Here is a 13,916-nt window from a genome sequence, read left to right as displayed (position 1 = left end):
ATTTGGCACGAATGTTATATTGTTTGTGTTGTCATTTAGTACATAATAAAGATGTACGATTGATTCTATTCAGCCATGAATGTGAGCGTTTATTAGCTTCCCAAAGTGGATGTGAAGAATTCACCAGTAAAATGCACTTAGACGAGATAAAGCAAGGTCATGCATGGTGGTTACACAACAACAAATTCTGAGGAGTAATTTTACACTATGATCAATCGATTCATCAGCTTGTTTTCCATTCCTTCGTATGCTTTACTCTTTATGTGTATGACATTACAGGGAATGGGCATTTCACTCAGTACCCCCTTTTTATCTATTTATTTCACGGAACAGCTTGGCGTATCCATTGGAATGTTTGGTCTTTATCTAGCTGTTACACTAATTGCAGGAATATGGATCAGTACGCTAATCGGGAGACGTTCTGACCTCGGCTTGAATCGGAAGAACGTTTATCTTTTCTCTACTCTCTCTAATGTCCTGGCCTTTAGTGGATACTTGTTCATTCAAGATTTTCCGATGTTGTTCATTTACATGACTGTGTTTACTGCCCTTGGTGCACTAGGGATGCCCCAGTTGTTCGCTATTTCCAGAGAAGCAGTGATAAAGAGTCATTTTACGGAGCGTGCGTTTGCTAATTCTACCTTGCGTTCTGCTTTCTCTCTCGGCTTTATTACAGGTCCTTTAATCGGCACTTTATTACTCACTGCTATTGGATTTAAGGGGATTTTTTTGGGGACGATCGGAGCTTTCCTGCTCGTAGCTCTGCTTGTTTTCCTGTTTCTCAAATCAAACACAGAAATGAAGAGCAGTAATGCTGAAGCGAATATAAAAAGTTTCCGACTGGCTCAAAACCGGGATATTCTAATTCCTTTTCTCATTATGATACTCATGTATACGGCTCATTGGATGAGCACCATAAACACGGCTCTCTTTATTACAAACAATCTTGGGGGAACGACAAGTCATGTCGGTTTAGTCAGCAGTATATGTGCTGCGCTGGAAATTCCCTTTATGATTGTACTCGGTCTACTTAGTGCAAAGTATAGTAACCGAATCTTGGTGTATTGCGGGGCTATTTTTGGAGGAGCTTATTATTTCGTTATCCTTATCTCGAACGAGATGTGGCAAATGCTTGCAGCACAAATTTTGCTCGCTGTTTTTGTCGCGGTCATTTCTGCGATTGGAATTAGCTACATTCAGGACCTGCTGCCTAGTATGCCGGGATATGCTTCCACACTCTATTCGAATTCATCCACTATCGGCAGGCTGATTGGTAGTCTTGTTGGTGGTGGAGTAGCCAGCATTGTGGGTTACCGATACTCATTTATCTTCTGCTTTATACTTATCATTGTTGCTGTAATTATGCTTGTGGTAAGTGGACGACAGCCTGTAGATGAACCGCAAATTTCGACTTAACTACGCCAATTCAACGGGATAATTTAGATTTTTAAGTTTTTCCAGGTATGGGGTAATTAACATTGGGCACGGCATCATGCTTGAAGCACTCCCTAAAAAGGAAACCGACCTTGGTCCTTCATAAAACAGAATCAAGGTCGGTTTCTTTAATTATAGCTGCAAGAAAATCTTATACAGAACCTGAACAGCTTCTGCTCTGGTTGTCGTTCCGCCAGGACTCAGGGTGACATTGCTTCGCCCGTTTATGAACCCCATTCTAACCATTGCAGCCATGTCATCAATTGCGTACTTTGCTACATTTTCCGCATCTGTAAATCTCTTGAGATCCTCAGCTGTACGGGTCTGCTCGGTTTTCCCAACTGCCCGCAAAGCCCGCATGGTCAGTACAGCCAATTCTTGTCTAGCAATTTCCGTTTCCGGATAGAACCTGCCCTTCATGCCCAGGGCGATCCCGAGTGCTTTGGCGATTCCAATTTCCTCATAATAGAGGTCTGTTCGCTTCATATCACTGAAGGTGGTGTTTAACTCTGCTTTGAGATCCAGTGTCTTTACCAACCAAGCTAGATACTCACCTCTTGTGACCTTTTGCTCGGGACTAAAGCTTGTTGCTGATGTCCCGTCGATGAATCCTTTGGACGCCATTGTTTCAACCGCTGGTGCGTACCACGAATCCTTGACGACATCATTGAAGAACTTCTTCGTATAAACAACTGCATATTCACCTGTGTTTTCCGCTGGAAAAACCATGGCTTGTAGAGCACTGTCGTACTTGCCATTCAGTAGCTGAACAAATGTACTATTTGCAGCCACGTACGAAACTGTAAGATATTTGGAATTGGCCAATTCTTCAACATCAGGAGTATAAGGCAGGCTGATTTCAACCGGTGCATTCAAGGTTGCCATTTCTTCTCCATCTAATTGCACAGCGAATGCAATAACAGGTCTGCTGGCTATCACTGATTTTACATCTGAATGAAGCTTTACAGTATCTAGCCGGCTCAGTGACAGTTCCACATTTTTGGCACCTGATACATACTTTAGCAAATTAGAAGGTACTGCAATGGTTCCAAATTCCGTGTTAATCTCGATCTTGATGTTGGCATGCGCTGCGCTTAGTGCAGCTGCAGGAAGCTCAACCGCATAGGAATGGGCTCCCTCTGCTTTCGGAATATCCACCATAATTGTTTTAATATTATTGCTATTCGCCTTTACATGCTCCAGAGCCTTATTAAGGTCTTCCTGCCGGAGGGGTGCTCCCTTAGCTTTACCGGTTTTGGTATCCGTCTTTGGTGCCACAATCTTAATCCAATTCCCTTCGACTTTGATGTTTTCAGGAACCGGTGAAGGTGTGGTCACTGACACAGGTGCATCCGTTGACGGCGGTGTTTCCGTAGGCTTCGGATTGATGACTGGATTGCTGATAACGACAGTAAGAGATTGGCTCGCATAATGAGTTGCCGTCTCTTTATATCTTACCTCGTAAATTCCGTTGCCAAGACCTGTAACCTCTGTGCCTGTGATCGCATTCCAGCTGCCAGCGTCCACTCCTACTAGCCGATATTCCATTACAGGACTTACACCAGTGATCTTACCATCCTTGGCCCCAGCTGCACTGACATTTACAGCCTTGACCTCTGCACTGGACGGCGGACTTTGCTCCTGCTTGGTTCCGTCAGGCACAACGATCAGGATAGCAGGACTTGGATTGCTCATATCCGTCCCGGCGTACCGGAGCTCATAGCTGCCGGCTTCGAGGCCTTCAATGCTGGTTCCACTCACCGGCATGTAACCACCTTGATCCACCTTCCGGTACTCCATATCGACAGTCACATTTTCAATTCTGCCGTCATTTCCGCCTGCCGCTGTAGGCGGTGTAATGACGAGTCCTTCCGCTGTTGGTGCCTCTCTGTCTGCCCTGGCTTCATTGCGAATGTCCACGGTTACCGGCGGACTTGCCTTAAGGCTGTCTGTGGCTGCATACCGGATCTGATAGCTGCCAGGCTCCAGATCGTTGATACTTGAACCTGTAACAGGCGTGTAGTCCTCTTCGCCCAGCTTCCGGTATTCCATCGTATCATTCAAACCCTCAATTATGCCTTTTATGCCGGTATCCGAATTGGCGTGTGAGATTACCCACCCACTCTCATCGGGTGCAACCTGCTCCTGTGTCTGCTCTTCCGGAATAAAGACTTCCTTATCCAGGCTGGCGCTCAGCGAACCGGTCTTCATATACCGGACATAATATTTACCGGCGGTGAGACCTGTGACCTCAATTCCTGCAATTGCAATATATTCTTCTTCGCCTTCCTTCTTATACTCCATTTCTGTTGTCACACCGATCAGTTTGCCGTCATCTCCATCAGGAATGGACGGTGCCATACCGGCCGGTGTTACTGGAGCCTCACGATCAGGACTGGGTATGGCCTGGTGAACTTCCCATTCCCATAGGCCTACACCGTTATCGCCTGCCCGCGATTGTTTGGTCAGGGTAACCCGCAGTGCTTTTACATTCAGCACCGAGTCAAACGTGTACGGATTGGAGGATTCCACTGGAGTATGTTCAACCACTTTGATTCCCTCCGTAATCGTTCCCGCTGTTATCCATTCATCAGTTGCGCTATCCGCAGGGATGTAGGAATATACAATTTGTGTAGGCGGCTTGATTCCGCCGCCATCTGACCACAGCACCAGATTCGAACTCCGGATGGTGGAACCCTGCGGCCATTCATATTGCACCCACTCCTCTGCGCCCTCATGGCCCCAGGTTCCCCAATGCAAAATGTTATTGCCATCTTTCTTTCCGTCGTTTACTGCAGCCAGACTCTCCCAAGGAGAGGTATAGCTGGAAGAAGCATTTGCGAGGAAGGCCATATTGCCGTCTCTCGGACTGAGCAAACGCAAATCCATCAACAGCTTCTCAAGCGCCAGGCTAACTTCTTCGTCTTTTGCATTCATATTCTTGATCACAGCAGATGCATCTGTCTTCGCCGCTTCTATTGGAGCAAGGCCAGGATCTGCAAGGTTCGAAGAATTTAATGTATTTACATAGTTATAGACCTTGATCAGTTCTGACTTATCTACCGCTCCGGTATAGCCGTATATCTTCCATTCCAGAATACCACTGCCATTAACGGAGGGCTTCATGTCCATACGAACACCTGTAATATATGCGGGCTCAAAGGTAGTCGTATTGTATTTATTAAGTTCATTGCCCAATCCCTTTATGTCCCGCGGGGTGTACCATTTTCCATCTTCGCCGCGAAGCATAAGTTGCATATCCTTTGGACGGAAGTTCCCGCCGTTGTCTTGAAATACATATACATCCATTGATGAGGCCAGGAATGGCTGATCCCATTCATACGTCACCCATGCTGGATCTCCTTCTCTACCCCAGTTATGCCATGCACTGTTGGGGGCACCACGGTTCGGCGAGAAATCTGCCGAGCTTTTAGGTTCAATGCCGTTATTCATCGCTTCCGGATATCCGTCGCCACCAGAGAAGCTAGCGGAAGCCTTGGCTGTCAGCGCCGCATTTTGAAGCTCAGTATTCACGACATGTACGGTAGCCCATACCTCCAAGGCACTGCCATTGACCTTTCCTCTGGCTTCAAATTGGCCTACACTAGCATAGCCGCTTGGATCAATAGCATCCCAAGTGATTTCCTGCTCTAGATACCCTTCCTCTGACAGAATATAGATTTGTCTAGGAAGTTCTGGTTCAATATCCTTCTTGGTGACAACGCTGAGTGCCCGGTAAACGTCAACGGTATCTTCCTTAATCTCTATCGTTATATCCTTGCTGGCCTTCTTGTCTCCGTCTGTCGCACTGAAGGTAAACACGTAGGTGCCTGCCATGCTTACACGCGCATAGGCTGCTGTTTTGTCACCATCCACAAATGAAATGTCCACTGAACCTTGAGGCTTTTGCTTGACGGCCCAAGTGTACTTCAACTGGGGTTCTTCTGCCTCGCTATGCACAGGGTCAGGAATGGCCTCCCCGGACAATACCACGATACTGTTATTTGCAACATCCTGAACCGCAGTTACGTGGCCAATTGCTGGAGGCTGTTTATCCGGCGGTGAAGCCAGTTCGAAGATGACCTGGCTGGAGCCAGTCAGTTGTCCATCACTTGCGCTAAGCTTAACCGTATATGAGCCTGCTTTGGTACCCGTAGCCTGTGTAATGCTTGCTTTCGGATGAGTAAAGGTTAGCTTGGCGCCTTCTGGGGCACTGACCACTTCCCATTGGTAAGACAGAGTTCCTTCCGGCGCGCCATCATCGGTTACAATCCCATTCAGCATAAATGGAATCAACGCCTGTGGATGTTGTGTCGCCAGCTCTACAGTAATTTGCGGAGCTTCATTTTCACCGCCGGCTGACTTTTCAATGATCAATTCAGCACGCTGCACGCTACCCATCTGAAACATGGCAACGCCTTCATTGTTCTGAACATAGAACTGTCCGGCATCTGCACCATTCAGCTTCATGGTATAGTAGCCATTCTCGATCCCCACTCCATCGAACAAAATCCGTGAAGTATGCTCTTTCCCTGATGGATTCAGGAGCTGAAGTGTAAAACCCTTACCATCTTTTTGAATTTGCGCGCTTTCTACTTTATCGCTTTCCAGCTCCAAATAGATTTTCTCATCGATCAGATTGATTCGTTTGCCGAAACCGTCTTTCGGCGTAATGTTGTAGCTGTCTCCTGCGTCACTCACCAGCGCTCCATAACCAAACAGCCCGAATATCGGATCTGTAACAATATCGGAGCTGATGCTGAGAAGGGAACCATAGAGGCCTTCTTCTGATTCGCCCGAAAAATCATTCCAGCCGTTACTCATGACGCGTGAGCCGCCATCGTATACGTCCTTCGTACCTGTGCCTCCTTTATACATCGAATATCTCCAAGAGGTACCGCCAACTGAATTAGCCGAAATCTGTCCCATATTGACGGCATTGAAATTCGAAATCTTAGCGGCATAATTGCGCTGCTGTGCAATTGCCTTCTGCTCCACCGATCTGCCATCATTCTCATACCTTAGCCAGTCATCCATAATGTAACCTGCTAAAGACGCAGTATATTGGAAATTCCACCAGCCTTCACCGCCGCGGAAAACGGGCACGGAATAATGGAACCAGGTAGGCTGAATCCCGCGCATGGCACGTGTTTTCCAATCGGCCATTTCCATACTTTTCTCAGCTGCACCTGTAAGCGCGTCTGCTGGATAGTACGTGCGCAGAGCCTTCGCTGCTGCATAAGCCCCCTCTTCGCCAGTATTGTCATATTCAAATTCCGATCCGTAAGGATAAGTGGCTCTGGTCATATTCCGTCCCTTGTCGAGGGCGAACTTCTTCTGCAGATTGGTTGACTCGTTCTGCATCCCCTCTTCCTTCAGTGCTTCAATCATATCCGGGATTTGCTGCTCGCCATAGAATCCGATGGCCCCGGTGGAAACGCGCTTATAGTAAATGTTATAAGCTTTCTCCAGATAAAACTGAGGCGATTCCCGGTACTCGATCAGATTAGGATAAGCCTTCTGAATCCGGTACATGTTGAAAAATCCGGTAGCTTCCATGATTTCGGAGAAGGTACGTGTATAAGGCTTATCTTTGTCGGTATACGCTCCAGAATCTTTCAGCCAGTTCGCAACGATGTAGCTATCCTGAGTATTCTTCATGTATCGTTCCCACATGAAGTCGATCAGGAATGTCTCGATAGAGCGAATTTCATCGGGATTGGGAGCCAGATAGTTCTTCATCGTCATGAAGTTGATGTTGTCATGGCTCCAGTCATCTCCCCAATGGCTTGTATTTAGATCGATGCCGCTTGTAAGATACCAGTCGAAATAGTTACCATAAGTTGGACTTTCCGGATTCTTATCCTGTGTTTGCTGGACCATGAATTCGGAATGGGCATCCGAGATTGCATCCAGCTCGGCTAGAACATTGAATTCAAATTGAGTGAATTTATCCACCCATTCGTTGCCGTCCTTCAGCTTATATTCGATACGCACGCTGTTATTGCCGATCGAATCAAACTGAAGCGAATAGATGTGATGCTGTTCACCATTTACGATCTTGGTCTCCACAAACTCAACCGACTCGTTGTAGCCGGGGTTCCCGTCAGGCAGTCCACGTTCCGCCCGCGAGTTGTCAACCATTTCCTTTCTGCTCTTCCCAGACTTGATATCCGGAATATGCGCTTCGTCAAACGGATCATTCTCTGCCACATTTTGAATATCGATGGATTGTACATCAACGATATTGTCGTCATAGTGCAGGTCTATCTTGACAGGCATATCGATCGCTGTCTGGAAGCCCGGCACCGCTACGGCATCAATCATACCTGATTTATATAGGATGGACCGGAGATTGGCTTCACGGTCTTCCATCGAGGTCGAACTATTATTTGGGCTTTGGGCGCTTTCCTGCGGCGTATTGTCGCCTCCACGGACTGCGGAGAATTTGAACTTATACGTCTTGGACTCATCCGGTCCTAGGACGAGGCTGGAAGCATCAGTAAAGTACCCGCGTCCCGTTTTTTGGATTTCTTTGGAGTGAATATAGAGCACGTTCAGCCCCGGATACCAGCCGCCACTGTCTCCTGTCCAGTTCTTAAAGGTGTCTGCAGCACGTCGCTCTCCTGCTTCATGCATCCAATAATCCACATACTCGATTCGAGCGCCGCTTTCCGGCACCGGAGTGAAGAGCATAAAGTTTCCCTCACCACTGGTGCGGATGGCATAAGAATATCCACTGTCAGCACCTGCGAAATTATGCACTGTCACACGGTCATCATAGGTATCGGATAAGGTCTGATATTTGTTATTCCAAGGCATTGGCAAGCCGATATCTCCGAATTCGATATACTGATTGCTCTTGTTCTTCACCGTAATTTCCCAAAGCAGTGAACCGTCATTGGTCTCCATATCAAAAACGGATTTCACATCGAAGCCCTTCATTACCCGCTGGCCCGTAGAGTCTAGGTTCTGTCCAATAAAGTTGACTTCTACCTTCTTGCCGTCTGCTGATGCGGTCTTGTTCATATAGGGGTTATCCGGATTAATGGTCGAATATTGTGTAGATCCCCCGGCAGCCAATGTTTTATTGGTATCAACTTCTACAAAGCCGTCCCTGTTATCAGGGAATTGTCCATTGGCACCCGTACGGTAAGAGAAGATCATTTCCCCCATCCATTGGTGCTGAGTACCATTCTGCGGCGATGTAGTGTTAGGCAGGACGAAATTGATTGGCTTCCCCTGTTTATTGGTAGGATTGTTGTTGATATAAAGCTCCTCAATCTGACCTAAGTCGCCAACTTTGGCCGACAGGCTGGCATTGGAGATACCGGTCTTTACCGCAGCCGTCGCGGCCCCAGGCAAAGCGCTAACCTGCAGCGGCAGACTTGAAAATGCCAGGAGCAGCGCGATCATGAGCGGCTTCCACTTCTTCGAAATCATTGTCATTATAACCTCCTGTATATATGTGATCATATCCATTAGGGGTTTAATTCTCTTAAACCGGTAAGTATAGTTTCTTCTACGAAATACCTTTGACCGATCCATCGAAAATGACGTTCATTCTTTCGTCTAAAGTAGAATCTCTAAGTCGATTGTTAAGATAATCGAATCCTATAACCGTTACTCCACTTACGTGGAGCCTATATCGTGTAGCCATACAGGGGCATGATAATAATTTCCATTGGAATCATCATCACAACCAGTACGAGAGTGAAGATAAGGTTCTAAACCTTAATCCGTTGAAGGTTAAAACTGAATTTCGTAAGCGCTTTATTTTCTATGTTACTTGCTGTATCATAAAAAATAAATTCTCGATGCCAACATGAATTTTAAATATTTCAACCTGTTCGGAGGTGCCGGATTGGACTCGCCCATCCTTCATTTCATTACCCCGCCCATTCCCTATTTTATTGATTGCGGACGTGCTTGTTACGAAGCCGGTGAATATCACATTAGCCGCAGTGACATCGGTGTCTTTGATCTAATTGTTGTTACACGCGGTTCGCTCGCCATTAGCGAGAACGGGACAGAATGGCTTCTGAACCAGGGAGAAGCACTGATCCTTAAGCCGGATGGACATCATTACGGCAGCGCAGCCTGTAAGGCGGAAACGGAAATGATCTGGATTCATTTTCAAACCTTTGGCAGCTGGAGAGAGTCTGCCAACATGGACGAATGTCTCGCCAATCAAGCCGAACTAATCGAGACACATAAGGTGAGCGCATATCTGAACCACTGTGATGTCTGTTCCATCTTCATTCCCAAACATTTGCACATTGCAATCAAAGATATGGAACTGCTGGAGCATTTCTCTCAGCTTGATCAGGAGCCTCAGTCCCTGCGCAATTGGAAACGACAGGCGACCTTCCAGCAATTTATGCAGCATCTGGATCTTGGGCTGTCTTCACTGTCAGACGTTGCCGCAATCCGGATTGCCGAGAAAGTTGAACTCTATATCCGCCACAATTACCCGCTACCGATCTCCAATCCGATGCTGCAAAAGGAACTTAACTACCATCCAAACTATCTCGCACGCAGCATGCTGAAAGTGTATGGCATGACACCCATGGAATATCTGCTGCATTACAGAATCGAACAGGCCAAAAAGCTGCTGCTGCAAACCGCCTGGTCCGTTGCTCGCATCGCCGAAGAGATCGGCTTTAATCATGTATCCTACTTCTCTTCCTGTTTCTCGAAAAAAGAGGGCATCTCTCCTTCCAACTTCCGCAGCAAGTTTACCAACTCAGATAAATAAACTGACTCAATCAGAACTGATGCCGTGAAAAAAGTGTCCGCTCATCAAAGATCGCGTTATCCTACAGCGCGTATTGTGGGTCTATCGGGCGCTTTCCTTTTGCATACCTTTTTACAGCAGCACGAGTAGACTTCTTCTTATTCGCTTTCGCGAATCCAAACGCTCATTTCTCCTTCATCCCGATTGGCCCAAGTGAAGTAAGGAATGAACCGAAGCTCGGCAGGCTGTATATCCCAGTGAACATCACTGCGATACAGATGTATTCCCCAGTCTTCTTGGGATACGATTCTCTGCCCAATGGTTGTAAGAGCCGGAACCCCCAGAGGCATCTGTTCCCCGCTACCGATATGAAACTCGGCATCCCGGGGCAGCTGAATGCGATGCAATCCGCGGCCATTGTCGACTTCTTCGAGACAGTACATAAACGGTCCCCGCTGGATGGCTACTTTTCCGAAAGCGGTTTTGATGTGATCATGCCCTTTCATCCGCAGCAACTCCATAGGGAAGTGAAGTTTAATCTCATCACCGGCTTTCCACGAACGGGTCACTTTTATGTAACCGGATTCAAAAGTAAAACCATCCTGTTCGCTCTTCTCCCCATTAATCCACAGCTCGGGAATCTTGCACCAGTCCGGCTTTCTCAGAGCTATCGTAAACTGCATTCCCTCTGGGGAATCAGGCCGAACGATCAGCTTCACATCTCCAGTGGAGGTATAGTCAGAGTCCATGGTTAGGGCTGCTCTCCTACCCTCAAGTGTGAATTTCCCTTCCCCTCCGATGTACAATTGTACATACAACGTAGCCTGTTCCACAGCCGGGGTATATACATATTGATCCAATGAGGCAATTAATCGCGCAATGTTCGGCGGACAGCAAGCACAACCAAACCACCCTTGCCGGCGTGTTCGCACGTGGGCATAATTAGGATTTACACGTTGCATCTTCGGATCGACTTCAAGCGGATTCACATAGAAGAAACGTTGACCATCCAGAGACATTCCACTAATCACCGTGTTGTACAGGGCTCGCTCCATAACGTCTGCGTACCGGCTATCCTGCTCCATCTGCAGCATGCGCTTCGCCCAAAAGATCAGGCCAATTGAAGCACAGGTCTCTGCGTAGGCGGTATCTCCAGGCAGATCATAATCGCCTGTAAATGCTTCTTCTTTGGCTGATGACCCAATGCTTCCCGTAATGTACATTCGCTTGCTTACGATGTTGCTCCACAACCGTTTACAGGCTTCTTTCACCGATGTATCCTCCGTTTTCGCAGCTACATCTGCCATAGCCGCGCACATGTAAACCAGTCGAACCGAATGGCCTTCTGCTGTCGACTGCTCCCTAATAGGCAGATGGCACTGCGAGTACGTGTGTCGGTGAACCATATCCAACTCGCCAAAATGTATGGTACGGCCTCTTTGCTCCCATTCCTCTACAAAAAAATGCGGACTCGCTCCCCGCTGATCCAGAAAATAACGGCTCAGTTCCAGATATTTCTCTTCTTTTGTCGTCTCATACAATTTGAAGAGTGCAAGTTCAATCTCCTGATGTCCATCATAACCTGGCAATTGTCCCGGTTTTGTACCAAATACGGTGCCTATATGATCCGCCAGGCGAATAACCACATCCAGCAGCGTGCGCTTGCCCGTGGCATGATAGTACGCCACACCAGCCTCAATCATATGTCCTGCGCAATAAAGTTCATGACACTCGGCGAGGTTCGTCCAGCGCGCCCCAGGTTCACGCAGGGTGAAGTACGTGTTCAAATAACCATCGGCTTGCTGTGCCCGAGCTATGGTCTCAATAACAGAATCCACGAGGACTTCAAGTTCCGGGTCGGGCTTCGTGGAGAGCAGGTACGAAGCTGCTTCAATCCATTTCGCAACATCGCTATCCTGAAAAACCATGCCATAATGATCGCCCTCTTCATCCCCTGCAGCAATGCGGAAATTCCGAATGGCCCGGCTTGGTTCAGCTCCTTCAATACGGTCATTGAGTGCTTCCCATTGATAAGGAACAACTACGTTGCGGACCAGTTCAATATAATGCGACCAGAATGGATCATTGATTTTATGGCTATAACCTGATGTCTGTGGATGGTGCGTGACGTCTGGCTTTGTCATGGGAACCTCTCCTTGTTCTTTTTTGATAACCTTATTTTACAAATCATTACATCAGGCTGAAATCATCATTTCCAACTGAAATTTACATAATTACAACCTTGTACATATGCTAACCTTGTAACAAATCAGAAACTTACCTCTTACAGTTCGTCTCGCTGTAAGTGACTCAATGCCCGTTTTTGTATCTTATCGAGTTGTTTGTCCCATAAGAAATTTGAAAACTGTGCAAAATTTATGCTGCCTGTTAAGATTTAAATTACATCTTTATTCTTTAGATGTACTTCTTAACGGTAATCGGACAATGTTCTTGTCCATTCCGGCAATCGATAGAAATTCTTGTCCTTGGCATGGACTAAAACTCGTACCGATAACATAAAAAAAGCCGCCGATCCTATTGATCAGCGACTGTTTTTGTTTTTTTGATATGATTTTCCGGGATAACTGGAGCGGCAAGTTTTAAGGCAACTTTCCACTACTTGTATTACGGTTCGACGTATTATCTGTTGAGCGAAGTCGAAGGCACCCAGTAGGGTGCCTTCGATGTTCTAACTGTCTCTCTTTGGCAAGTTGGATAAACGAACTCAAATCCATCAATCAACCTTGTTGGGACACTCGTTCACTGTACAGAACGTGCAAGTGCTGCAACAGAGCTGCGGAAATCGGGTTTGCCGTCAGCCGTCCACAAAAGCTCCGTCACAAATGTATGGCGATTCGGATCGTACAGCGGATCTCCTATAATGTTCTTGTACGTTCTTGCGTGGAACACAAATAGCGTCTCTTCGCCGTCCTCTGACACCGTGAAGGAATTATGACCGGGACCATACATTGAGATACTCTCATCTGTAGAGAAAACCGCTGCTTGAGACTTGCGCCATGAGTTGGCATCGAGCAAATCAGCATCCGCATCGGCTTCAAGTAAGCCCATGCAATAATTGAAATCCGTGGCGCTAGCCGAGTAAGAGAGGAATACCTGATTATCCTTGCGAATAAATGCCGCGCCTTCGTTCACTTTATAACCAATGATTTCCCAGTCATATTCCGGCATCGAAATCATCGTTTGCGCCCCAGTCAACGTCCACGGATTGCTCATTTTAGATATATACAGATTAGAGTTACCTTCAATATTCGGATCCTTTTGTGCCCATACGTAATAACGGCTGCCATTATGCTCAAAGGTAGTGGCATCGAGGGCGAAGCTTTCCCACTCGGTACGAACCTGCCCTCTTTCCGTCCAAATGCCTTCGAGCGGATTGGCATTTTCATTCTTTAGCACGTACATCCGATGGTCGAACAAGCCTTCATTCGTTTCCGTCGTGGGTGCGGCAGCGAAATACACGTACCATTTGTCATCAATAAAATGCAGTTCTGGTGCCCAAATATTAGCACTAAGGATACCAGTCTCGTGCTTTCTCCAGATCACTACAGGAGTTGATGTAACAAGCCCCTCAAGGTTCTGGGCTCTACGGATTTCAATCCGATCATACTCCGGAACGGATGCTACGAAGTAATAATAACCGTCCGAATGTCGGTAAATAAAAGGATCAGCTCTTTGCTCAATCAATGGTTGAATGTCATGTAACGCTCGTTGTTGGATTTCCATC

Annotated in this window: 5 protein-coding genes; 2 read left to right on the top strand and 3 right to left on the bottom strand. The window is 47.0% G+C overall.

What is annotated here, in order from left to right; genetic code table 11:
* The first annotated feature begins 207 nt into the window (after positions 1-207).
* Complete coding sequence (locus AC4E8D_RS17210; RefSeq protein ID WP_490204976.1) at positions 208-1,416, top strand: sugar efflux transporter; 1,209 nt, start codon at positions 208-210, stop codon at positions 1,414-1,416.
* Between the two features lie 150 nt (positions 1,417-1,566).
* On the opposite strand, the gene AC4E8D_RS17205 is transcribed toward AC4E8D_RS17210, so the two are convergent.
* Positions 1,567-8,883: a DUF5695 domain-containing protein gene (locus AC4E8D_RS17205; protein ID WP_339304013.1), complete on the bottom strand. Its 7,317-nt coding sequence runs from the start codon at positions 8,881-8,883 to the stop codon at positions 1,567-1,569.
* Positions 8,884-9,259: 376 nt separating this feature from the next.
* Here AC4E8D_RS17205 and AC4E8D_RS17200 point away from each other — a divergent pair, with 376 nt between their 5' ends.
* Entirely contained in the window at positions 9,260-10,192 is a 933-nt protein-coding gene (locus tag AC4E8D_RS17200; protein ID WP_260632768.1) for a helix-turn-helix transcriptional regulator, read from the top strand.
* 137 nt (positions 10,193-10,329) lie between these two features.
* Here the strand turns inward: AC4E8D_RS17200 and AC4E8D_RS17195 are convergent, their stop codons facing one another.
* A complete protein-coding gene (locus tag AC4E8D_RS17195) occupies positions 10,330-12,315 on the bottom strand; it encodes a glycoside hydrolase family 127 protein (RefSeq protein WP_490204975.1) in 1,986 nt (661 codons plus the stop codon).
* Between the two features lie 616 nt (positions 12,316-12,931).
* On the bottom strand, positions 12,932-13,915 hold the full coding sequence (locus tag AC4E8D_RS17190) for a glycoside hydrolase family 43 protein (protein WP_221821457.1): 984 nt from the start codon (positions 13,913-13,915) through the stop codon (positions 12,932-12,934).
* Position 13,916: the final 1 nt, after the last annotated feature.

Source organism: Paenibacillus sp. SRL342 (assembly GCF_984798905.1).
The sequence above is the reverse complement of the archived record's forward strand: the minus strand, read 5'-3'. Positions and strand labels throughout refer to the sequence as shown.

Bases quoted from the DNA above. Each gene is read 5' to 3' on its own strand.
- AC4E8D_RS17200 (WP_260632768.1), top strand. From the start codon at position 9,260: ATGAATTTTAAATATTTCAACCTGTTCGGAGGTGCCGGATTGGACTCG.
- AC4E8D_RS17195 (WP_490204975.1), bottom strand. From the start codon at position 12,315: ATGACAAAGCCAGACGTCACGCACCATCCACAGACATCAGGTTATAGC.
- AC4E8D_RS17190 (WP_221821457.1), bottom strand. From the start codon at position 13,915: ATGGAAATCCAACAACGAGCGTTACATGACATTCAACCATTGATTGAG.
- AC4E8D_RS17205 (WP_339304013.1), bottom strand. From the start codon at position 8,883: ATGACAATGATTTCGAAGAAGTGGAAGCCGCTCATGATCGCGCTGCTC.
- AC4E8D_RS17210 (WP_490204976.1), top strand. From the start codon at position 208: ATGATCAATCGATTCATCAGCTTGTTTTCCATTCCTTCGTATGCTTTA.